Annotated in this window: 34 protein-coding genes; 21 read left to right on the plus strand and 13 right to left on the minus strand. The window is 70.4% G+C overall.

What is annotated here, in order from left to right; all coding sequences use genetic code 11:
* The first annotated feature begins 72 nt into the window (after positions 1–72).
* From ABWK59_RS30585 to ABWK59_RS30625, 9 genes are all read left to right on the plus strand, one after another.
* The gene (locus tag ABWK59_RS30585; RefSeq protein WP_354643891.1) at positions 73–1,167 is read left to right on the plus strand and encodes a hypothetical protein; all 1,095 of its coding nucleotides are present in this window, start codon (positions 73–75) and stop codon (positions 1,165–1,167) included.
* On the plus strand, positions 1,164–2,552 hold the full coding sequence (locus ABWK59_RS30590) for a replicative DNA helicase (RefSeq protein WP_354643892.1): 1,389 nt from the start codon (positions 1,164–1,166) through the stop codon (positions 2,550–2,552). The genes ABWK59_RS30585 and ABWK59_RS30590 overlap by 4 nt, the downstream gene beginning before the upstream one ends.
* Before the next feature lie 46 nt (positions 2,553–2,598).
* Complete coding sequence (locus ABWK59_RS30595) at positions 2,599–3,282, plus strand: hypothetical protein (RefSeq protein ID WP_354643893.1); 684 nt, start codon at positions 2,599–2,601, stop codon at positions 3,280–3,282.
* A 157-nt stretch (positions 3,283–3,439) separates the two neighbouring features.
* Positions 3,440–3,979 (plus strand): HAD domain-containing protein, encoded by a 540-nt coding sequence (locus ABWK59_RS30600; protein WP_354643894.1) that lies wholly within the window; start codon positions 3,440–3,442, stop codon positions 3,977–3,979.
* 3 nt (positions 3,980–3,982) lie between these two features.
* Complete coding sequence (locus ABWK59_RS30605; RefSeq protein WP_354643895.1) at positions 3,983–4,432, plus strand: hypothetical protein; 450 nt, start codon at positions 3,983–3,985, stop codon at positions 4,430–4,432.
* A 3-nt stretch (positions 4,433–4,435) separates the two neighbouring features.
* Entirely contained in the window at positions 4,436–4,819 is a 384-nt protein-coding gene (locus tag ABWK59_RS30610) for a hypothetical protein (RefSeq protein ID WP_354643896.1), read from the plus strand.
* On the plus strand, positions 4,816–5,232 hold the full coding sequence (locus ABWK59_RS30615) for a hypothetical protein (RefSeq protein WP_354643897.1): 417 nt from the start codon (positions 4,816–4,818) through the stop codon (positions 5,230–5,232). Before ABWK59_RS30610 ends, ABWK59_RS30615 begins: the two co-directional genes overlap by 4 nt.
* Positions 5,229–5,684 carry a hypothetical protein gene (locus ABWK59_RS30620; RefSeq protein WP_354643898.1) on the plus strand — a complete coding sequence of 152 codons (456 nt, stop codon included), beginning with the start codon at positions 5,229–5,231 and terminating at the stop codon, positions 5,682–5,684. Before ABWK59_RS30615 ends, ABWK59_RS30620 begins: the two co-directional genes overlap by 4 nt.
* Before the next feature lie 433 nt (positions 5,685–6,117).
* The gene (locus ABWK59_RS30625) at positions 6,118–6,417 is read left to right on the plus strand and encodes a hypothetical protein (RefSeq protein WP_354643899.1); all 300 of its coding nucleotides are present in this window, start codon (positions 6,118–6,120) and stop codon (positions 6,415–6,417) included.
* Between the two features lie 481 nt (positions 6,418–6,898).
* Here the strand turns inward: ABWK59_RS30625 and ABWK59_RS30630 are convergent, their stop codons facing one another.
* From ABWK59_RS30630 to ABWK59_RS30640, 3 genes are all read right to left on the minus strand, one after another.
* The gene (locus ABWK59_RS30630; RefSeq protein WP_354643900.1) at positions 6,899–7,126 is read right to left on the minus strand and encodes a hypothetical protein; all 228 of its coding nucleotides are present in this window, start codon (positions 7,124–7,126) and stop codon (positions 6,899–6,901) included.
* A 41-nt stretch (positions 7,127–7,167) separates the two neighbouring features.
* A complete protein-coding gene (locus ABWK59_RS30635) occupies positions 7,168–7,797 on the minus strand; it encodes a PASTA domain-containing protein (protein ID WP_354643901.1) in 630 nt (209 codons plus the stop codon).
* Between the two features lie 118 nt (positions 7,798–7,915).
* On the minus strand, positions 7,916–8,179 hold the full coding sequence (locus ABWK59_RS30640; RefSeq protein WP_354643902.1) for a hypothetical protein: 264 nt from the start codon (positions 8,177–8,179) through the stop codon (positions 7,916–7,918).
* A 355-nt stretch (positions 8,180–8,534) separates the two neighbouring features.
* Between ABWK59_RS30640 and ABWK59_RS30645 the strand changes: the two genes are divergently transcribed.
* From ABWK59_RS30645 to ABWK59_RS30680, 8 genes are all read left to right on the plus strand, one after another.
* On the plus strand, positions 8,535–9,152 hold the full coding sequence (locus ABWK59_RS30645; protein ID WP_354643903.1) for a hypothetical protein: 618 nt from the start codon (positions 8,535–8,537) through the stop codon (positions 9,150–9,152).
* A 9-nt stretch (positions 9,153–9,161) separates the two neighbouring features.
* Complete coding sequence (locus tag ABWK59_RS30650) at positions 9,162–9,407, plus strand: hypothetical protein (RefSeq protein ID WP_354643904.1); 246 nt, start codon at positions 9,162–9,164, stop codon at positions 9,405–9,407.
* Positions 9,404–9,877 (plus strand): hypothetical protein, encoded by a 474-nt coding sequence (locus ABWK59_RS30655; protein WP_354643905.1) that lies wholly within the window; start codon positions 9,404–9,406, stop codon positions 9,875–9,877. The genes ABWK59_RS30650 and ABWK59_RS30655 overlap by 4 nt, the downstream gene beginning before the upstream one ends.
* Positions 9,874–10,155, plus strand: a complete 282-nt coding sequence (locus tag ABWK59_RS30660; RefSeq protein WP_354643906.1) for a hypothetical protein — start codon at positions 9,874–9,876, stop codon at positions 10,153–10,155. Before ABWK59_RS30655 ends, ABWK59_RS30660 begins: the two co-directional genes overlap by 4 nt.
* Positions 10,152–10,433, plus strand: a complete 282-nt coding sequence (locus ABWK59_RS30665; RefSeq protein ID WP_354643907.1) for a hypothetical protein — start codon at positions 10,152–10,154, stop codon at positions 10,431–10,433. Before ABWK59_RS30660 ends, ABWK59_RS30665 begins: the two co-directional genes overlap by 4 nt.
* Positions 10,430–10,654, plus strand: coding sequence for a hypothetical protein (locus ABWK59_RS30670; RefSeq protein WP_354643908.1), 225 nt, complete (start codon positions 10,430–10,432; stop codon positions 10,652–10,654). Before ABWK59_RS30665 ends, ABWK59_RS30670 begins: the two co-directional genes overlap by 4 nt.
* Positions 10,651–10,920, plus strand: coding sequence for a hypothetical protein (locus ABWK59_RS30675; RefSeq protein ID WP_354643909.1), 270 nt, complete (start codon positions 10,651–10,653; stop codon positions 10,918–10,920). Before ABWK59_RS30670 ends, ABWK59_RS30675 begins: the two co-directional genes overlap by 4 nt.
* A gap of 103 nt (positions 10,921–11,023) precedes the next feature.
* A complete protein-coding gene (locus ABWK59_RS30680; RefSeq protein ID WP_354643910.1) occupies positions 11,024–11,335 on the plus strand; it encodes a hypothetical protein in 312 nt (103 codons plus the stop codon).
* Positions 11,336–11,403: 68 nt separating this feature from the next.
* Here ABWK59_RS30680 and ABWK59_RS30685 read toward each other — a convergent pair whose 3' ends face one another.
* On the minus strand, positions 11,404–11,697 hold the full coding sequence (locus ABWK59_RS30685; RefSeq protein WP_354643911.1) for a DUF6300 family protein: 294 nt from the start codon (positions 11,695–11,697) through the stop codon (positions 11,404–11,406).
* A gap of 192 nt (positions 11,698–11,889) precedes the next feature.
* Between ABWK59_RS30685 and ABWK59_RS30690 the strand changes: the two genes are divergently transcribed.
* The 4 genes from ABWK59_RS30690 (at position 11,890) to ABWK59_RS30705 (ending at position 15,740) form a co-directional block, all read left to right on the plus strand.
* On the plus strand, positions 11,890–12,429 hold the full coding sequence (locus tag ABWK59_RS30690; RefSeq protein ID WP_354643912.1) for a helix-turn-helix domain-containing protein: 540 nt from the start codon (positions 11,890–11,892) through the stop codon (positions 12,427–12,429).
* A gap of 20 nt (positions 12,430–12,449) precedes the next feature.
* Positions 12,450–13,217, plus strand: coding sequence for a hypothetical protein (locus ABWK59_RS30695; RefSeq protein WP_354643913.1), 768 nt, complete (start codon positions 12,450–12,452; stop codon positions 13,215–13,217).
* The gene (locus ABWK59_RS30700) at positions 13,214–14,134 is read left to right on the plus strand and encodes a hypothetical protein (protein WP_354643914.1); all 921 of its coding nucleotides are present in this window, start codon (positions 13,214–13,216) and stop codon (positions 14,132–14,134) included. The genes ABWK59_RS30695 and ABWK59_RS30700 overlap by 4 nt, the downstream gene beginning before the upstream one ends.
* Positions 14,135–14,297: 163 nt before the next feature.
* Complete coding sequence (locus ABWK59_RS30705; protein WP_354643915.1) at positions 14,298–15,740, plus strand: DUF2079 domain-containing protein; 1,443 nt, start codon at positions 14,298–14,300, stop codon at positions 15,738–15,740.
* 60 nt (positions 15,741–15,800) lie between these two features.
* Here the strand turns inward: ABWK59_RS30705 and ABWK59_RS30710 are convergent, their stop codons facing one another.
* The 9 genes from ABWK59_RS30710 to ABWK59_RS30750 form a co-directional block, all read right to left on the minus strand.
* Positions 15,801–15,965 (minus strand): hypothetical protein, encoded by a 165-nt coding sequence (locus ABWK59_RS30710; RefSeq protein ID WP_354643916.1) that lies wholly within the window; start codon positions 15,963–15,965, stop codon positions 15,801–15,803.
* Entirely contained in the window at positions 15,962–16,129 is a 168-nt protein-coding gene (locus ABWK59_RS30715; protein WP_354643917.1) for a hypothetical protein, read from the minus strand. Before ABWK59_RS30715 ends, ABWK59_RS30710 begins: the two co-directional genes overlap by 4 nt.
* Positions 16,126–16,620 carry a hypothetical protein gene (locus tag ABWK59_RS30720; RefSeq protein WP_354643918.1) on the minus strand — a complete coding sequence of 165 codons (495 nt, stop codon included), beginning with the start codon at positions 16,618–16,620 and terminating at the stop codon, positions 16,126–16,128. Before ABWK59_RS30720 ends, ABWK59_RS30715 begins: the two co-directional genes overlap by 4 nt.
* A complete protein-coding gene (locus ABWK59_RS30725) occupies positions 16,617–17,021 on the minus strand; it encodes a hypothetical protein (protein ID WP_354643919.1) in 405 nt (134 codons plus the stop codon). The genes ABWK59_RS30720 and ABWK59_RS30725 overlap by 4 nt, the downstream gene beginning before the upstream one ends.
* A gap of 11 nt (positions 17,022–17,032) precedes the next feature.
* Complete coding sequence (locus ABWK59_RS30730; protein WP_354643920.1) at positions 17,033–17,203, minus strand: hypothetical protein; 171 nt, start codon at positions 17,201–17,203, stop codon at positions 17,033–17,035.
* Positions 17,200–17,655, minus strand: a complete 456-nt coding sequence (locus ABWK59_RS30735; protein WP_354643921.1) for an SLOG family protein — start codon at positions 17,653–17,655, stop codon at positions 17,200–17,202. Before ABWK59_RS30735 ends, ABWK59_RS30730 begins: the two co-directional genes overlap by 4 nt.
* 3 nt (positions 17,656–17,658) lie before the next feature.
* Entirely contained in the window at positions 17,659–18,801 is a 1,143-nt protein-coding gene (locus ABWK59_RS30740; RefSeq protein WP_354643922.1) for an RNA ligase, read from the minus strand.
* A gap of 112 nt (positions 18,802–18,913) precedes the next feature.
* Entirely contained in the window at positions 18,914–19,090 is a 177-nt protein-coding gene (locus ABWK59_RS30745; protein ID WP_354643923.1) for a hypothetical protein, read from the minus strand.
* A gap of 53 nt (positions 19,091–19,143) precedes the next feature.
* Complete coding sequence (locus tag ABWK59_RS30750; RefSeq protein WP_354643924.1) at positions 19,144–19,467, minus strand: hypothetical protein; 324 nt, start codon at positions 19,465–19,467, stop codon at positions 19,144–19,146.
* Positions 19,468–19,517: the final 50 nt, after the last annotated feature.

Below are 19,517 nucleotides of genomic sequence, written 5' to 3' on the forward strand. Positions count from 1 at the left end.
GCCATCTCCCTGGGCCGCCCCGCGATGGGGCAGCCCCCTTCACACCCGCGCCTTCTCAACGGAGAACACCGCGTGACCACCAACACCACCCCCACCGCGTCCGCATACGCCCGCGCGGTCGAGCCCGAGCCGTCCGTCACCATCACCGACGCCACCTTCTTCGGCCACGGCTGGCAGCCCACCACCATCGCCACACTCCAAGCGATCTGGTTCATGCCCCAAGGCATGGCCTTCACCGTCGACGACCTCGCCGCCTGGTTCAGCCAGCTCGGATGGAAGAGCACCAATGGCCGCCCCTTCGGCGTCGACGGTGTCCGCCGCGAGCTCGCACTCATCCGCCAGGCCGGCTACATCCAGGCCGTGCGCCTGCGCGGCGACGGCGGCCGCGTCGCGGGCATCCGCTACGAAGTGTCCAAGCGGGCCCAGACCGACCTGCCTGCCGCTGGCCCGTGGATCCCGATCCAGAACCCGAATCAGGAAAACTCCAGCTCGGACCATGTGCCGTCGCCGACAGGAGATGGTGGCCGACGGGAGAAGGTCGGCAACGGAAACCGCAGGTCGAACCATGTGCCGCTGGCGACAGGACATGGTCGCCGACGGGAGAAGGTCGGCAAGCCGTTTTCCCAGGTCGCACCATGTGCCGTTGGCAAGCCTTCCCCCCCGCACCCCCCGGAGGAGGTGGATACCTCCTCCCCCAACCCCCTCAAGCCCACAGCGCAGCCGACGGGGGAGGAGGCGGAGGACTTCAGCCCGGAGCAGATCGCCGACGCCGAGCGGTTCCTCCAGTTGCTCCCCGCCCCTTGGGCTGTTGGCCGTCAGACCGCCCGGCGCCAGGCCCCCAGGCTCCTGGAAGCCATCACCGCGCAGGGCTGGGACCTCGACCGGCACCTCACCGCCGAGCTGACCAAGAACCCCGACCGGATCAACAACTACTCGGCCGTCCTCAAGACCCGCATCGCCGACCTGCCACTGAAAGCCTCCGTCACCGCTATGCCGCGGAAGACCCGCACCGAGCAGCACGGGCCCGCCCTGCCGGCCTGGTGCGAGGACCTCGACTGCGACGCCGAGACCCGCCGCCGCGCCCACACCGACGACCACGGCTTCACCTACACCGGCCCGTGCCCCGACTGCCACCCGGACAACCAGACCCGACAGGACGCCGCATGATCGACTACGCCGACGCCCCGCCCACCGACGAGCCCGAGGGCGACGCCGACCCCCGCCCCCGCGACACCGTCGCCGAGCAGGCCGTCATCGGGGCCATGCTCCTGTCCCGCAGGGCCGTTGACGAGATCGCCCCCGTCCTCGGCGAGGGCGAGGCGTTCTACCACCCGGCGAACGAGAAGATCTACACCACCATCCTCCGCCTCCACGACAGCCCCGACGGCAAGGCCGACCCGATCACCGTCGCTGCCGCGCTGCGCACCACTGGGGAGCTCCTCCTCGTCGGCGGCGAGCCCTACCTCCACACCTGCATCGCAGCGGTCCCCACCGCCGCGAACGGCGTCGACTACGCCGACATCGTCCACGAGACCTGGCAGCTGCGCCGCATGTACGAGATCGGGCACCGCCTCACCCAGCGCGCCCGCATGCCCGAGGCCTCGCCCGACGAGGTCGCCGCCGCGGTCCTCGCCGAAGTCCAGGCCCTGTTCGGCAACGGCGCCGGCGGGAAGACCGAGAAGCTGTCCGTCGCCGACCGGTGGGAGGGCTTCGTCGACGAGTTGGAGCAGGAGAACGACCCGAGCGCGCTAGACACGCCGTGGCCGGACCTCAACGAGCACATCCAGTTCAAGCCGAAGGAGGTCACCGTCGTCGGTGCCGCCACCTCCGGCGGCAAGAGCCTTCTCGCGCTGAACCAAGCTGCGCACGTTGCGTTCCGTCGGAAGCAGCCCGTCCTCGTCGTGTCGATCGAGATGGGCGGCAACGAACTCCTCGGCCGCATCGCCTCGGCGGAGGCGAACATCGAGTTGGACGCCCTGGTGCGGCGCAAGCTCGGCGACACCGAGTGGCGGAAGATTGCACGGATCAGTGACCGCATGACCTCTCCCGAGGGGACGAACTTCGTCATCGACGACTCCCCGGCCGTCACCGTCCCGAAGATCCGGTCCCGCATCCGGTGGATGATCTCGCGAGACCAGAAGCCCGCACTCGTGGTCGTCGACTACGCCCAGATCGTCAAGCCCAGCGGGCCGAACGCCGGAAAGAACCGCACCCAGGACGTTGCGAACATCTCGATCGGCATGAAAGAGATCGCCGACGAGTTCGAGGTGCCCGTACTCCTCCTGGCGCAGTTCAACCGCGGCGCCGTCGGCCGGCAGCCCCTCGTGTCGGACTTCAAGGACTCCTCGCAGATCGAGCAGGACGCCTCGACGGTCCTGCTGCTCCACCGTGAGCTCGATGAGGAGGGCAACGACACCGGGGCGAACGCGGGCAAGGTCATGGTGATCATTGCGAAGAACCGCAACGGCCGTCGGGGCGTGGAGACCTGGCTGCAGTTCGAGGGCCGGTACGCCTCCCTGCGGAACCTGACCACGCAAACGCCCGCGCGCTGACCCCAGCTCTCGGCATCATCAACTGACCACCCATCAAGGAGGATCCGTGGCCATCACCCCGATCGAAACCAAGTACGCAGGATGCAAGTTCCGCTCCCGCCTCGAAGCCCGCTGGGCCGTGTTCTTCGACACGCTCGGCATCAAGTGGCAGTACGAGCCGCAGGGCTACGTGGTCAACGGCAAGCCGTACCTGCCCGACTTCCGACTCCCCGACCTCAAGGCCTTCGTCGAGGTGAAGGGCGACGCGACGAAGCTCGACTTCAAGGTACTCACCGACCTCGCCGAGAAGTCGCCCAGGGACACGCTCTTCGTCCTGATCCTGGGAGAGATCCCCGCCCACGAGGAGAACACGCTCCCCACGCACGCGATGTTCAGCCCGGTCTTCGACTGGCGGAGCGGTGTCGGCGGGGAACTGAACGGCCGGCCCAGCATGGAGGTGGCCGATCAGGCACTGACCGCCATGCGAAGCCTGGAGGAGCCGGCCAGGTCGGCGGTTCAGAAGCTGTTCGACCACGAGCGCCGACAGACTGTCGTGTGCCAGCGGGTGATGTTCATGCCTACCGATGGCGGCCACCTGTTCCCGCTCGGCCCTGCAAACGCCTTCTCGTCCGTCGAGGAGATCCTCAACCCGCCGCTGCTCCGGATCTTCCGCACGGCGCCCGTCGTGGCCGCCGCGTACGAGGCTGCTCGTTCGGCGCGCTTCGAGCACGGCGAGTCCGGCGCCCGATAGCTCGGCCCCGCCGGGGGCGTTGCGCCGCCCGCAACGCCCCCATCCTGCACCACCATTCGCTGCTCCTCGCCGTCGAGTTGAGCGCATTCCGACACGTCACAGGGCTACCCCCATGCCCAAAACCGCTGGACAATTGACTGCAAACCAGGAGGAACCGATGACCCTCACCAGCGCCCGCCCGCTGCTCCTGCTCGACATCGACGGCCCACTCAACCCCTACGCTGCCAAACCAACCCGCCGTCCCGAGGGCTACACCACCCACCGCATGAACCCCGACTCCTGGGTCGCCCGCGGCAACCGCAAGCCCCTACGGGTCTGGCTCAACCACGACCACGGCCGCACCTTGCAGGCACTCCCGTACGACCTCGTCTGGTGCACGACGTGGATGGCCGAAGCGAACGAGTGGATCGCTCCCCACCTCGGGCTACCGACGCTGCCGTACGTTCCCTTCGAGGAACTCTGGGCATCCCGGCCGGACGGCACCTACTTCAAGACGTGGGACATCGTCCGCTGGGCACAGGGGCGTCCGTTCGCCTGGGTTGACGACGAGATCGGCCGCGCTGACCGGGACTACGCTGCGGCGCAGCATGAGGGGCCGGCTCTGTTGCATCACGTTGACCCGCGAGTGGGGCTGGCTGAGGCAGACTTCCAGACGCTCGCGGCGTGGGCTGATGACCTTCCGGTTCAGGAGGGCTGACCGATGACCCTCACCTGCCCCGGCAGCTACGCCGACGAGGACGCCATGCGTGCGATCCCGTGCCAGGAACGGCACCACCCCGAAGGCCTCCACCACGCCCACCACGGCACCCGGTGCATCATGTGGGTCGCTGACGCCGCTGCCGCGATCAACTCGGTCAGCGCCTGCCCCCAGCCGCCCGCCCACGAAGTCGAGAAGCCGGCCCCCGGCCCCTGCCCGATCGATGACTGCGACTGGGACGCCGAAGGCACCCTCGACGACCACCTGTTCACCCAGCACGACGAGGAAGAGCTTTCCAAGACCCTCGTCCGCTTCGTCCTGGAGAGCGACCGCCTGAAGGCGCAGCTGGCGGAAGCAACCGCCGACCGGGAGGAGCAGCTCCTGGACGCGTACGCATCGGGCTGGGCCGACTGCATCAACCTCGGCCCGTCCGCTGCGCCGGCGGAGGGCTGACCGATGGGAGCCGCTCTCCACCTCGCGCACGTCCACGAGACCCCCGTCCGAAAGAAGCGCCGCAAAGGCGGCGGCGGTGACGACGGCAACGACGGCCCGTTCCTCATCGTGCCCCGCGACGCCTGCGAGGCCTGCGCCCGGCACTGGCACCACAAGTGCTGGGGCGCCAACGTCCTCGACGAGCAGCGGCCGAACTGCCCTTGCCCGTGCGACGACCCCGCCGACCCGACGGGGGAGCGGATGCGGCGCGCAGCCTGGTCCGATCTGGCGCAGCACGACCCGGTCGAGCTGGGGCTCGCGGTGCAGCGCCTCCGGCTGCGTGAGGCCGGCGCCGCGTTCATCTGCGGATGGACCAACGACGAGTCCGGGCTGAGGAGCGTCAGGTGAGCGACACCCTCGATGGGCTGCGCCTCGCCGAGGTCCGCCGTGAGCTGGCGCAGCTCGTCGCCATGGCCGACACCGCCGAGCGCCCGAAGCCCGACGTCATCAACCCGCCCGGCCACCCGATGCCCGGCCACGAGTGGCGCGTCCAGCAGACCGTCCGCGTTGACGCCCACCGGCCGCCGCTGTGGCTCGTGCGCACCGTCGACGACGAGGACACCCGGGACTGCGTGTACCTCGCCGAGCCGGACCAGTACCGCGCCCATGACTGGCTGGACCGCCTCGACTTCACTGCGATGCTCCCCGTCGACGCGCGGCGGCTCGCGATGGCGCTGCTCGCTGCGGCAGATCGGGCGGAGCACCTCAGTGCCGGAGTGCCGCGCCTGGAAGACCGACGACAGAGGAGGACCGGATCGTGAGTTGGACCCCGCCCGATGAGGCCCTGTGTGCGGTGTGCGAGGAGACCGTCGCGATCCGCCGTGACGGCCGCACTGCGAAGCACCCGGCACCGTACGACCCGGACGCCCCGATCGTCGGGACCATCACCCCGGACGGTGTCACCTGGCACACCGGCTGCCACGGCAGCAACCAGCAGCCGTCCGTGCGACTGGAGATGAGCTTCGCCCGCTGGCTCCGCGCCCACCACAAGCGGCGCGACGCCCGCGACAACCCGGTCACGATGCTCGCGCAGTGGGTGTTCAAGCCGTGCACCCACACGAAGGCGAAGACCGTCTCCGAGCTGACCTGGTCCACCCCCGAAGAGCTCCGCCTGATCTACATGGCCCGGCAGGGGGACTGCAACTGGATCGGCGAGTACATCGACCGGGCGGAGGCCGAGTTCGAGGCGTACTCGGCGGCGCGGGCGGGATAGGCCCGGGAGCGCCCGGGCGGCGGGCTCTGGCGGCCTTGCAGGCGTCCGCCGCCCCTCGGGTCCAGCCGGACCCTGAAAGCCCATCACGCTGGCGCACAGCGCCCCGGCCGCGCCAAGCGGGTGGCTCCATCACCCGATCGGGTTCACGCGCCTCATCTCCGCCCCTGCGCCCCGGCCCCCACGGCACCGTAGCCACCACCAGGCCCACGCCGACCCAGGAAAGGCCATGACCGACACCCGCCCCAGCCGGCAGCCCAGGAGCACGCCACGGAAGGGCGCCGACCTGTTCGCACTGCTCGGTCCCATGAGTGACCAACAGGTGTGGACGGTCGCCCGACTGCTGCGCATGGACAGGCCCAGCCTGGATCTCGTTAACGCTCCCCGGTCCGCCTCGGCGACAACCGAACCCGACCAACCCAGGAAGGCATCGCCCATGACCAAGCCCCGCCTCACCCAGGACGAGCACATCGAACTCGGCGCCAAGCTCGCCGGCATGCGCGAGGAACTCGTCCACTGCCAGACTCAGCTCGCCCGCGCCTACCCCCGAAGCGGACCCGAGGCTCGGGCGCACCAGCTGATCAAGTCGGCGGTCGACGATCTCGACAAGGCCCGATCGGACATGGAGAACCAGTGCTTCGCCGAGCACCCGGACACCGCGGCGACCACGGACTACTACCCGCACTCCGAGGACCGGGCCGCGGTGGTGGTGCCCGAGGCGAGGCGGGCCCCGTAGAGGCGGCTGTTCCCCGCCGTGATCAGCACGGCCGGGGGCGCCGATGACCTCGCTGGCGCCCCCGCCCCTCGGGTTCAGTCGGGTCGTGAAAACGCCTCGGATGGGCGCTGGGCGGGTCGCGGCTTAGGGCTTGTCTTCCGGCCGCATAGTGATCACGATCTCGCGTTCCGCGCCCTCGCTGTCGCACTCCGCGCAGCTGACGTGAATCTCGCAGGTCTGATGCTCGCTGGCCCGCCCTACTTGCTGGGTGACGCTCACTTTGCGTCGGCTCCAGACGACCTTGCTGGGGTCATCGCATCCGCAGTTTGGGCATGGGCTGAAGGGGACTGGGTCATCTTCGTCCATCGATACTCCCGGCTGATGTGCCTGGTTCCAGCATGGCCGCCAGCGCGACGCCCGGCATCTGGGAAGGAAGGCCTTCAGGACCTGAGCGCGACTGTGCCCCGCCGTGTACTCACAGCGGGGCACTCTGCTGTCCGGCTCAGGCTGCTGCGGTGAAGGTGCGGAGCTCATCGACGACCCGGGCGAGCCGGTCCCGCTCTTCGAGCTCCTCCGCCGTCCACCGGCACCGGGCCGCCGCATCGTGCGGATGCTGGGCCCGCCGCCGGGCCTGCACGTGGGCGCAGTACTCGCCGAGTTCAAGCTCTGCCGCGCGCACCGCGGCCGCGATCGGGTCCCGCTCGGGGAGGCGCTGGGTGTGTGTCAGCACCCGATCATCGTACGGGCGTCCGGACGATGGTCACGCCAAGATCACGGGCAGGTCTCGCCGAACTTCACGACCTTCAAGCTGACCGGCTGGCCGCTCAGCTGCGCCCCCGGCGCCGGGTCCTGCGAACACACCTGCCAGTTCGACTCAACGAGGACCGCCCGGTTCTCCTTCACGTCCTTCACCGTGTAGCTCGTCGACTTGTCCAGCGTGTCCTTCACCGTCGACACCGCCTTCCCCCGGAAGTCCGGCATCGACGCCCCGGCCTTCGGCGTCGCTGCGCCCTGATCCGTGGCGGGGCACTGCTCGTCGAGCTTCACCGTCCCGAAGTCGATGCTGATGTTCGACGGCTGCTGCCCGGGGGCCGGCGTCTGGTTGCAGACCTTCCAGTTCCGGTCGTCGATCTGGTTGCGGGATCGGCCGAGGGCGTCGTGGCTGTGGAGGTTGTAGAAGCCGGCGGCCTGGGCGGTGTCCTGGGCGGACTGCAGGCCCATGCCGACGAGGTTCGGCAGGGTGCCGGTCTTGGTGGCGGTGCTGGCTGGCGGGCTGCCGGCCGGGGTGGTGGTCGCGGCTGCCGGAGGGCTGGCCGGGGAGGTCGTGGATGTCACGGTGGTGGTCTTGCAGGCGGTGAGGCTGGCGAGCAGCGCGACGGTGGCGATGGCGCGGCGGTACAAGGTGGCGTCCCCCAACGGTGGTTGTTGTTGGGGGACGGTAGCGCCGGGCGTGTGGCCTGTGAGGGCGGCGTGGCCAAGCTGTGACCGTGATTCACCCTTGCGGGCGGGCCAAGTCGCGCTACAGCAGGGCCTCGCCGCTGGCGCCTGCGATCTGGATCGGGCCGCCGGGAACGCCGCCTGCGGTACGGACGAAGCCGGCCTCTCTCCCGTCGGGCAGGAGCAGTCGACCCTCGTGGACGTTGAGTAGGGCCACCCCGTCATCGGCGGTGAGGAGGCCGGCCCAGTCGTCGCGGTTGCTGGGGCGGGTGGACAGGTGGGCGGTGACGGGGATGGTGGCGCCGTCCGGCGTGGTGACGGTCGCGGGGCCTGCGTAGGGCTTCATGAGGGTCAGGGTAGGGGGCGGGCGTGACACCGCCCCGTAGTCGGCGAGGGCGCTGTCAGTCTGTGCCGCCGGGTGGCTTCGGCTTGGGCGGGGTGCTCACGTACCGCCTGACAAGGGAGACCAGGACCTCAGTGACCGGTCGGCCCTCGGCTTCGGCCTTGTCGTGCAGGGCGGCCTTGAGCGGCTCCGGGAGGCGAAAGCTCTGCATGGGGCTCTGCCCGGTAGCCGGCCGACCCCTGCGACGGGTTTCTGTCATACAGCAAAGCCTAGCTTGCTGGGCTTTCCCTTGACAGGGGGTGCCGAGGTGAGGAATATTTGTATTACACAAATGGGTCCTGAGCAGCCGGAGGATCGCATGACGCAGCGCGTCTGGCCCACCCGCGAGGAGTGGGCCGCCAAGGCCGAGTACTCCGTCCGCACGTTCTGCACCATGTACGAGCGCCTCCCGGCCGACGCCGTCTTCACCACCCCCGATGAGGACACCGAAGCCCAGCGCCTCGCCCAGACCCTCGCCACCGCCGTCCGGCCGCTCCTCAACGCCGAGATCAACCGTCTCAAGACGCTGCTGCCCGACAGGCCCAAGGCCGGCCGCGCCCGCACCAACTGGTTCATCGAACTCGAAGGCACCCGCTACGACAACGCGTGCAACCTGGGCTCCCTGGAAGAGCTGCGCCGCGACATCGCCCGCAGCGCCAAGGCCGGCGCCTGGGGCCGCATCCACTGGGAGATCAGCCGGATCAACCGCAGCTACCCGGCGATCAACCTCTGCCAGCTGCTCAACGACCTCGACGCCCTGGACGCCACCGTCACCCGCGCCGAAGACCGGCGCCGCACCGAAGCCCAGCGACTCGAAGACGAAGCCGTCGCCCACGAGATGGCCAAGCGCAACACCGACGACGGCTGGGCCAAGGAACTCGAACGCCGCGCCCGCGTCGAAGCCGGACCCCTCGTCACCTACCACCCCGCCAACTGAGGAGCGCCAGTGCCGAAGACGGCCCGCGAGCTCATCGAGCGTGCCTTCCACGTCTCCTTCAAGCTCCCCCACCAGGCTGCGGAACTCCTCGACGGTCACCGTGTCGAGAACCGACGCGAGGCCTTCGCGGACGCCGCCAACCTCATCCGCAGCCTCCCCGCCCCGCCCGAGGCCGGCCCCGACTGGCACTGGTACACCTTCGCCCTCAACCGCGCCGCCGACCGGCTCGACCAACTCGCCAAGGAGCAGCAGTGACCTCCCAGGACATGACCGACCAGCAGATCGGCGAGGAGCTCAAGCCCCTCGCCGACACCATCCGCAACGCCATCCAGACCCGCTTCATCCTCGGTGACCCCATCGACCGACTCGTCGCGGAGATCACCATCGCCGTCGGCGTCTTCATGGGTCCCATCGTCCGCGCGGAACTCGCCAGCCGCGCACCTCAGGCGGCTGCCGAGCAGGTCCACGACGAACTGTGGCGGCACCTCGACTGGTCGTTCTGGGGCACCGGCATGGCCGACGTCTTCCGCGAGCCGCTCGCCGAGTCCATGCTCGCGGGCATCACGCCCGAGCAGCGGCAGCAGGCCAACGAGCTGATCACCCGCTGGCGCGACCACCGCAAGTTCGTCGGCCGCGACACGTACGAGGCCCAGAAGGCCGAGATCGAGCGGCTCCGCGCCCAGCTGACCGCCGCGGGCATCAACCCCGACGAGGAGCAGCCGTGACCGACACCGCGATCCTGGCCGCCGCTGCCCGGGAACTCCGCGACCGCCCCGGCCCGCTCCCCGCCAGCCTCAACCCGATCATCGCCGACATGCTCGACGCCTGGGAACGCACCGCCGGCTGGGACCCCGACTTCCTCAAGGGCATCGCCGGCCCCGAAACCGTCACCCTCGCCCGCCACATCATCGGCCAACCCCTCAACGCCTGCCCCGTCTGCGGCGGCGAAGACGACGTCCACCAGATCGGCTGCCAGCCCACCACTCCGGAGGTCCAGGAATGACCACGTACCGCGTCCAGTTCGGCAAGCTCGGAGACGACTTCCCCGTCCCGACCCTGACGGCCACCGCGGCGAACCGCGACGACCTGTGCCGTCAGATCCAGAACCACGCCCGCCCGCACATGCTTCCGGTGCTGACCGAGCTGGGCAGGCCGGAGCTCGCCGACCAGTCGTTCTTCCACCTCACCCCGGATCTGACCGGGGGCCAGTTCCTCGCCCTGAGCCTCGCCCACGGAACGGGCGCCCGGTTCCTGCCTGCACGCATCGAGGCCCTGGCGTGACCACCACCCTCCGCCTCCACGGCGGCCCCGCCGACGGCGTCACCTACCGCCTCTTCGCCGGCGACCCCGTCCCCGCCCAACTCGAACTCTCCATCCGCCTCGGCTTCCCCCACGGGCCCATCGACGACCTGCCGCCCGCGCTCCTCCGCGGCGAAGTCCACGCCATCCACCACTACCAGCACACCGGCGACGGCAACTACCAGCACCAGGAGCAGCCGTGAGCAGCGAGTACCCGTCCGGGGACGACCTCAGCGCCTACAACTGGCACCGTCAGCACCCCCAGGCGGTCATCGAGGTCATCGAGGAGCCGGGCATTCGTAGGCGGCTCAACAAGTGCACCACCGACGCCTGCACCCGCCTCAAGTCCACCGGCTCCACCTACTGCTGCGGACAGTGCGCACACGCCGACGAGAACCGGCACGAGATCGACATGCACACCGACGAGTGCACCGAGCGCTGGGCCCAACGGAAGGAGCTGCTCAAGTGACCGACGACCTGAACGCCCGCCTGACCCGCGGCATCGCCGAGGCGCAGCGCGCCCGCGACGCCCTCGCCCGCAGCGAGGAGTACCCGCCGAAGGAGGCCCAGCGGTGACCGCCGAGCAGGATGGCAGCGAGACCCTCGCCCACGCCAACCTCAGCCAGTACGTAGCCGACGCTCTCCTCGTCGACGACACCCACCACGTCGTGCCCGGCCCGATCACCCAGTGGGGCGTTCTGGCGGCCTGCGGGGACGCTGTCGAAGCGTGGCTCAGGGCGCAGCGCGACGCCGCCGCCGACCACCCCGAGGCCTGGCAGATGATGGACGGCCTCCTCGACCTGTACCGGCTCCATGCCGACACCCGCACACCCCTCGACCAGCACGTGTGCGAAGGCGGCACCCCGGACGACTGTCACGGGTGACGCCAACGGAAGGCCCGCCCTGGGATGCGCTGCTCACACCCCGGGGCGGGCCTTCGACATGGGCGCGGCTAGTTCAACGATGGCTTCGGGCGCGGCACATGCACCCAGCCCCGCGCCGCCATCTCCTCCCGCATCCACGCCACCATCGAGTCGCCGATCGCGGCGACGTCACGTTGCTCCGCCGGTACGTTCAACAGCGCCACCAGCTGACCCGCGGCGCCGCGTTCCGCATCACAGGTGCCGCACAGCGCCAGAGGCACGCGGCGGCCGTCGCCGACGGGGATCTGCGTCACCAGCAGCAGATCGCTTTCGCATGTGGCGCATGCGCCCACTCGATCGCAGCGTTCGACCCGGACGGACATGTGCACCTCCTGATCACCGAGGGACGCACAGCATCTGCCTCCGCCTGGCTCGGCGTCAATGGGTGCGCGGGAGAAGTTCGGGCTGGTCGCGGGCCCGCATGTCACCCATTCGGGTGAGTTCTGCCGAACCGCTTGAACCTTGTCCGACGGTCGGACATAGTTAGGGGTGTCGCCACCGAGAGAGGCCACCCGATGACCACCATCACCACCACCGAAGCCGCCACCCAGGCCCGCGTCACCGTCGCCACCATCCGCAACTGGTGCACCCGAGGCGTCATCACCGCTACCAAGCACGCCGGCCGCTGGCTCATCGACACCGCCTCCCTCACCTATCGCATCAACCTCCCCGCCCTGCTCCGCCCCGCCCGCAAGACCATCACCCTCACCACCGAAGCCATGCTTGCCATCGGCGGCCGCCGCTGGCAGAAGAACGGCATGGACCGCGTCTACATCAACGACTGGGCCCAGTTCGCCGGCCTCGACATCGCCTACTACGGGACCGGCAACGTCTCCGGCGCCACCCTCGGCGGACGCGGCATCGCCAACGGCCGCGTCGCCGGCCTCCTCTCGAAGATCGAGAAGGTGTGGTTCGACGCCGCCGACGGCCGCCTCTGGATCCGCCACTACGACGCCGACCTCGTCGACGTCCGCTACCTCGACGGCGAGCGCAACATCATCGACCTCGTCGCGCGCCTCCGCGCCGGCATCAACGCCGCCGTCGCCGCCCTCTGACCACGACAGGAGCACCCCTCATGTCCAGCCTCACCGTCACCCCCGCCAACCTGCGCAAACTCCTCGCCAGCGGCGCCGACAACCCCGTCCTCTTCGTCAACCGCGACGTCGACTACGAGCCCGAACTCGCCGTGTGGGACGCCGCCTACGTCGACAAGGACACCATCGTCATCACCCTCCCCGAACTCATCGACTGGCTCGGCGACGACTTCACCGACGACGACGCCGCCGAGTACCTGCCCGAACTGCAGGAGACCGTCGACGAGATCGAGCCCGCCCCGGGCCCGCACTTCACCGCCTGGGTCACCACCACCCCCAGCTGCCTCGCCGGGGACAACGCCGACGTCGTCGTCCTCGCCGACACGTTCGCCGGCTACCGGCGCGGCAAGGTCGAATGGGAATCCGGAGGCGGCGAAGTCTTCACCGCCGTCACCGAGGTCGACGCCCGCGAAGGGGACGACGCGGACGCCATCCGCGAGAGCGAGGAACTGCTGGAGGCCGCCGGCTGGCGGATCACCGGCGACTGGGAGGGCCTCGACCCCGGCTACATCGCCACGGTCGAGCGCCAGGACGAGGCCGAGACCTGGACCCTTCAGCAGGCCACCGACCACATGAAGGCGGCCAACACCAACACGGCGCAGCGCGCCCTCAAGCGCCTCGGCATCGAGCCCGTCGGCCGCGCCCCCGGCCGCGGCGGCCAGAACCTCTACCTCACCGTCCAGGTCATGTACGCCCACGCCACACGCCCCGGCCAGGGCGCCCGCACCGACCTCAAGGACACCGAGTGACCCCGCCCGCGCACGGCATCACCGCCCGCGACGTCCCCCAAACCCGTCTCGACCTCGCCGACTGGCTGGCCACCCCCGCCACCCGCCAGCTCCTCGAAGAGCGCGGCGAACGCGGCATCACCGACTTCCTCGGCGTCAACGCCACCAGCGCCGAGCTGTACTACGTCAACGCCGACATGACACAGGTCGCCCACACCGCCGGCCAGGACCTCGACGTCTTCGCCCTCACCGTTGACGACCTGCCCTCGCCCAGCGGCCTCCTCGTGTGGGAGCAGCCCATCGACGACGGAGCACCGCACTGGGCGCCCGTCGCGGTGATGTGGCTCGCCCACGGCACCAAGTTCGTTGTCACCCTGTTCGTTTCCGCCGCGGGCTACACCGCCTGGGCCAAGCAGTGGGGCCCGTCCGGGGCGGCCGACTCCCGCTCCGTCCAGGCGGGACGGCTCGTCATGCGCGGCCAGACCCAGACTCTCCCGATCGACGGCCGTGAACGGCCCTGGGACCGGATGAACCTCGCGCACAACGACACCGCGATCCGCACCCTGCTCGCCACGTGGCTCCTCATCCGGCAGCCCGCCGACGAACGCACCCTCCACCAAGTCGAGAACGTCCCCGCGCCGAAGGCCGTGCAGCGGCGCCTGCGCCAGACCCGCCTGAACGCGGACGCCCAGGTGCGGCTCGTCACCCTGCGCACCTCGCTCCGCCCCGACCGTCCCGCGGCGGCCGGAGAGCGGGGCCATGCCGAGAAGGTGTACCGGCACCGATGGATGGTCCGCCTGCACCGCCGCACCTACTCCGACAAGGCCAGCCCCTCCGGCCAGATCAAGAAGTGGGTCGGCCCCTACCTCGCCGTCCCCAAGGGCTGCGAGGACGCGCCGATCCTCGGCACTGAGCGGGTCAACGTCCTGCGCCGATAGGCAATCGCTCCGCCGGACGCGTACGCCGCAACGACGGTCGGCAGCCCCCGTCCGCTGCCCGCAGTGAGCCCTGCCGCCCCCGCCGGCAGGGCTCTCGTGCGTCCAGTCCCGCATATCACCCGATCAACGGACACGGCCCCCGCGCCGGGCGTACCGTGCCGCCATGGCCACCGGCACCACCCGCGCCCTACCAGCCCCGAGCCGCCCCGCCTGGGCCCGCCCGTCGCGCCGCACCCACTGGTGGCGCCCCGCCACCACCCCCCACGCCGCCCTCGCCGCGCTCCTCTTCGCCGCCTACGCCCTGGTCTCAGCCCTCCGCTACCGGCAGCACGCCTCATCCAGCTGGGACCTCGCGATCTTCACCCAGGCCGTCAAGGCCTACGCCCACGCCCGCACCCCCATCACCCCCATCAAAGGCGAGGACTTCAACATCCTCGGCGACCACACCAGCCCCATCACCGCCACCCTCGCCCCCCTCTGGCACCTCTGGCCCAGCCCCCTCCTACTCCTCACCGCCCAAGCCGCCCTCCTCGCCTGGTCCGCCGCCGTCGTCTCCGACACCGCCGCCCGCCACCTCGGCCACACCCGAGGCCTATGCATCGGCACCGCCTACGGCCTCTCCTTCGGCCTACTCCGCGCCATCGACGTCGACTTCCACGAGACGAGCTTCGCCGCCCCCCTCCTCGCCGTGGTCGGCCGGCAACTCCTCGCCCGCCGCTGGCACCGCGCCGCCTACTGGGCCCTCCCGCTCCTCCTCGTCAAAGAAGACCTCGGCCTCACCGTCGCCACCATCGGCCTGCTCATCACCATCCAAGGCCGCCGCTGGATCACCGGACCCCTCCTGGTCGCCGCCGGCCTCGCCGCCACCGCCGCCGCCATCTGGTGGCTCATCCCGCACTTCAACCACGCCGGCACCTACGCCTACTGGGACAAAGCCCCCCACGGCTGGCAACAAGCCCTCTGGCAGCCCATCAGCCGCCTCCAAACCTGGAAGACCATCGGCTGGACCCTCGGCATCACCGGCTTCCTCGCCGCCCGCTCCCCGCTGCTCCTCCTCACCGCGCCGACCCTCGGCTGGCGGCTGCTGTCCACCAACCCGGTCTACTGGGGCACCGACTGGCACTACAGCGCCGTCCTCATGCCCGTCGCCTTCCTCGCCGCGACCGACGCCGCCACCCGCCACCGCGACTCCCGCCGACTCACCCTCCGCGCCCTCACCGACCGAACCGTCACCGCCCTACCCGCCGTCGCCCTGGCCTGCATGTGCGCCCTCGGCTACGGACCCGCCGAACTCACCCGCCCCCAAGCCTGGACAACCGGCCCCATCACCCAAGCCCGTAACGCCGCCCTCGCCACCATCCCCGACGGCGCCCGCGTGGAAGCCACCACGGCCGTCCTCGCCCCGCTCGCCGCCCGCACCGACACCTACTGGTACGGCGGCTCCCACACCCGACTGCCGGACTACATCGTCATGGACCGCCACGACTGGACCGAAGCCCCCAAGCCCGAAGACGCCGCAGCCGCCGGCGCAGCGCTCCACCCCGGCGCCCAGTACGAGGTCGTGTTCAGCCGCGAGGACATCACCGTGCTGCGCCTCACCCCCTGACCAGCACAGCAGAAGGGCCCGCCGACGGTCACCATGACCGGGCGGGCCTTCTGCTGCTCTTCAGGCAACCAGGTTGCCGGGTCTCCCCGGCATCTCGTACAGCGCCTCCGTGGTCTCCGGGTGCTGGATCTCATCGACGAGGTGATCGAACTCGGGGCTGCCCGTCGCGTGCGGGAGCCCGGCGACAGCGGCGGCGCGGGACTCGGTGTACTCCTGCTGGTTCATGCTGCGGTCCTCTCACTGGCGGGGTTGTAGTCGGCGAGGTCGCCGATCACGTTCAGGGTGCGCCGCCCCACAGGCTCGGGCGCAACATCGACGCTGTCGTCCACCTCGGCGAGCGCCTCATCGGTGAACCGAACGTCCTCGTACCGGTCGTCGGCGCAGCTCACGACGCGGCCTCCGCCAGCTCCTCGTCAGTGCGCAGGGCAGCAAGCTCCCGGCACACGTTGAGGATCCGCTGCGCATGCTGGAGCCGCTCGGCGGGCGTCTGCGCGTTCCACGCGGCGATCCACTGCCCGGCTGTCATGCGGAGACCGAGCGCGCCCACCGGCTCCTCACCCTCATGCAGTTTGGCGAGCGCAGCCTCGGCGCGGCCTGCCCGCGCGGCTTGCCTGCGTGCCTCGACGATCGTGGACTGCCACCGGCGGTGGTACTCGTGGAACACGACCGCGGTGTTCAAACACTCCTGGTCCCGGGCCTGCTCCCACTCCTGGGCCCGGCGCTCGGCGCCCGCCGCCCGCTGCAGAGCGTCCTCCAACGCCCGGCGCAGCGGCCCGATCTCCTCCTCCAGCGAGTCCCGCTCCCGCCGCAACCGGGCCGCCGCCTCCGTCGCCTCACGCAACTGCCGCCGAACCTGCTGGTCGTACACGCTCTCGGTCACCGGTGAACTCCTACCTGGGTGCGACGGGATGCCCACGTACGGGCCATACGAACGGCGGACTGAGAAAGCCCAGCCGAAACCGGATCAACGTCCTTCAACTCCGCCGCCAGGCGCAGCGTCTGCTCCTCAACCCGAGGAGTGACATGGCGGCGGCGCATCCGCTGGCCGATCTCGGCGGACGAAGTGCCGAGCCGGGCCGCCAGGTACGGGAGCGTCCAGCCCGCAGCCCTGAGCTCATACAGGGCCTGCTGGGTGGGGGTTGCATCGACCCACGTGAGGAGCGCCGACTCGGCGGCAGCCAGGAGCGCCTCGACCTGGCGGACGGTCACGGGTATGTCCTGGGCCTCGGCAACGGCGATCATCGCGGCACGGGCTGAGGCTCGGCGGTTGGGTGTCGGCATGAGCGGCCTCCTTACCGGGTCCTCGCGGCACGGGCCAGCGCCCGGCGGGTGGCGCGGTTCGGCCGAGGTGCCAGCGGGGCGTTGTGGTCGATGCCGTCGCGGGTGTCCGGGACGACGATCTCGTTGGCGATAGGTCGGGTGTCCCAGGTGACGCCGGCCTTGGGCGCGTGTTCACGGGTCATGGTGCGATCTCCTTCACGGGTATGCCGGCGGCGCGGGCCAGCGCCATGCAACCGCGGGTGCCGGCGCTACGGCCGAGCGGGAACGCCAAGCAGCGGACAGCGCGCGGCCGCAACGCCACCAGGCGGGCGTTCCTGCGCGGCCCCGCCGTCGGGCAGTAGTCCTCCAACATCCCCGGATGGTGAACATCCCCCGGCTGCTTCCGGCGCCGGTGCTGCCTGGGCGGGCAGTTCCAGCCGCACGAGTCCCAGTCCGCCGGGTGCGGATCGTGCACCACACCGAGGTGCCGGTGCGCGAGCGCCCACGCCTTGCTGTGCGCGTCCGCGCCGGTCGGGCACTCGCCGTCCGACACGACCAGGCCGTCGTGCCCAAACTCGGCCGCGGCGGCGTCGAGCTGCGCCCACACGGCCCGCGGGTCCAGCCAGTCACGGCTGCCGGTGACGAGGATCCTCACAGCTCAACCCTCCTCGTCCGCCTTGAACGGCTTGTCCGCACGCGGCTTCAGCTGCCTCCACACCCACTGCCCGACCGCGTCACGCCGGCCGTCGTAGAACAGGAACAGTGCCGGCCGGTAGGCGGACTTGCTGGCCGCCATCGCGAATGCCTTCCTGTCGCTGACGTCAGCGAGACCGTCCATAGCGGCGGTGTAGTCGCGCTCCGCCGCACCGGCCAGCGCGTTGTGCTCGGCACGCAGCCGCATCGCGATCTCGTCGACCCAGTCGCGGAACTCGTCCGGCACCCGGTCGAACAGCGTCCCAAGGTCCTGTCCGGACGCGAGTGCCTCCCAAACGGTGCGCTCGTTGGTGCCGGTGTACAGCTTGTGGAGCGTCAGGTACGCAGACAGCTTGATCTTCGCTCGGCGGCCGGAGGCGTACCGGATGATGTAGCCCTCCTCCTGCATGCCGTTGACTTGGCTGCCGTGCATGTCGAGGCTGGCCGCTGCGCGCTTCTCCAGGACAGTGACGTCGTCGTAGAGGCCCCAGGACTGCACGGCCGTGCCGATCGGCTTCCAGTGCCCGGCGGCAATGTCGAGAGGCACCTCGCTGCCGTCAGCGGGGCGGAACGCGGCAAGGAGGACGAGGTCCTCGCGGGTGCCGTAGTCGACGACGATCCGGTTGCCCGGGTAGATCGCCTCAGCAAGGTAGGTGAGGCCGGTGTCGAGGCCGGACAGGTCGGACCGGTCGAGGACGGTCTGCGCCCACTGGGCCTGCTCGGAGATGAAGCTGCCCTTCGATGCGGCGCGCCAAGTGCCGTCGTAGAAGTGGACGATGGCGAGCGATCCGTCGGCCTTCTCGTAGACCTCGAACGGCTCGCCGGTGGGCAGGGGCGGGGCGAAGTCGTGGCCGGTGCCGTGCATGCCGGTGACGAAGATCTTGGGGAACGGCAGGGCAATGATCCGGCCGGTGTGCTTCTCGACGATGAGGCCGCGGCAGGCGGTGGTGACGGGAGTCCAGATGTTCCCGTACTGGCAGGTCGCGGAGTAGGTGTAGATCTCCAGCCGGTCCGTGGGGTGGGGCTTGCGGGTGACGTAGCCGGCGTCGAGCGCCGCGTCGAGGTCGGCCGGGTCGAAGAGGTCGGCGAGCGTCAGGTGGTCGGTCACTTCGGGTCTCCGTTCTGGTCGGCGCGGCTGCCGCGCCGGGCGGCGGCGAGGAACAGGGCGACGGCGGCGGTCGGCAGGAGGAGGGCCGCGGCGGCGTACAGCAGGACGCGAATCACTCGGCCACCTCATAGGCGCCTTCGTCGGTGGAGAACCACGTGTAGTAGTGGCCATCTCCGTCGCGGCCTCGGTGCGAAGTGCCGGTCTCGCTGTGGTCGGCGTCCTCGTAGCAGAACGCGGGGCCGGGCATGGGGTCGATGCGGTAGGCGCCCCGGCACCAGTCGTGGGTCATCATGTTCTCCTTCAGTACGGGCCCGCCCGGCACCACCGGGCGGGCCGGGGTGGTCACCGGCGGTCGAGGTCGTGGATCCAGGCGGCGCACACGGCGGCGACCTGGACCAGCTCGGCGCGGAGGGCGCACGGCTCGGTCTCGGCAAGGGCCTCGTGCACTTCCTCCAGCAGCACGTTGCGCCACGTCAGCACGCCGGCCGCCGTATTGCGGTCGGCCAGGTCGCGATAGCGGTGCGCGCTGTACTGGTCGATCGGCAGGCCGGTGCCGTCGTGGTGCCGCTGGTCGCCGAACCTGGCGATCTGGCGGGCGCGCTCGGCGTCGATGGCTTCGGCGAACGCCTTCACGCCTGGGGTGCTGAACAGGGTCGGGTACGACACTGCGGTTCTCCTTCGGGTGGGCCGGCCGCTGGTGGGCGGCCGGCGGTGTG

Origin of the sequence: Kitasatospora sp. HUAS MG31 (genome assembly GCF_040571325.1) — a bacterium.
Classification (GTDB): Bacteria; Actinomycetota; Actinomycetes; order Streptomycetales; family Streptomycetaceae; genus Kitasatospora; species Kitasatospora camelliae.

Coding starts and splice junctions, on each gene's coding strand:
- ABWK59_RS30590 (WP_354643892.1), top strand. CDS start 1,164: ATGATCGACTACGCCGACGCCCCGCCCACCGACGAGCCCGAGGGCGAC.
- ABWK59_RS30600 (WP_354643894.1), top strand. CDS start 3,440: ATGACCCTCACCAGCGCCCGCCCGCTGCTCCTGCTCGACATCGACGGC.
- ABWK59_RS30605 (WP_354643895.1), top strand. CDS start 3,983: ATGACCCTCACCTGCCCCGGCAGCTACGCCGACGAGGACGCCATGCGT.
- ABWK59_RS30610 (WP_354643896.1), top strand. CDS start 4,436: ATGGGAGCCGCTCTCCACCTCGCGCACGTCCACGAGACCCCCGTCCGA.
- ABWK59_RS30625 (WP_354643899.1), top strand. CDS start 6,118: ATGACCAAGCCCCGCCTCACCCAGGACGAGCACATCGAACTCGGCGCC.
- ABWK59_RS30640 (WP_354643902.1), bottom strand. CDS start 8,179: ATGAAGCCCTACGCAGGCCCCGCGACCGTCACCACGCCGGACGGCGCC.
- ABWK59_RS30645 (WP_354643903.1), top strand. CDS start 8,535: ATGACGCAGCGCGTCTGGCCCACCCGCGAGGAGTGGGCCGCCAAGGCC.
- ABWK59_RS30665 (WP_354643907.1), top strand. CDS start 10,152: ATGACCACGTACCGCGTCCAGTTCGGCAAGCTCGGAGACGACTTCCCC.
- ABWK59_RS30685 (WP_354643911.1), bottom strand. CDS start 11,697: ATGTCCGTCCGGGTCGAACGCTGCGATCGAGTGGGCGCATGCGCCACA.
- ABWK59_RS30690 (WP_354643912.1), top strand. CDS start 11,890: ATGACCACCATCACCACCACCGAAGCCGCCACCCAGGCCCGCGTCACC.
- ABWK59_RS30695 (WP_354643913.1), top strand. CDS start 12,450: ATGTCCAGCCTCACCGTCACCCCCGCCAACCTGCGCAAACTCCTCGCC.
- ABWK59_RS30705 (WP_354643915.1), top strand. CDS start 14,298: ATGGCCACCGGCACCACCCGCGCCCTACCAGCCCCGAGCCGCCCCGCC.
- ABWK59_RS30710 (WP_354643916.1), bottom strand. CDS start 15,965: ATGAACCAGCAGGAGTACACCGAGTCCCGCGCCGCCGCTGTCGCCGGG.
- ABWK59_RS30725 (WP_354643919.1), bottom strand. CDS start 17,021: ATGCCGACACCCAACCGCCGAGCCTCAGCCCGTGCCGCGATGATCGCC.
- ABWK59_RS30730 (WP_354643920.1), bottom strand. CDS start 17,203: ATGACCCGTGAACACGCGCCCAAGGCCGGCGTCACCTGGGACACCCGA.
- ABWK59_RS30745 (WP_354643923.1), bottom strand. CDS start 19,090: ATGACCCACGACTGGTGCCGGGGCGCCTACCGCATCGACCCCATGCCC.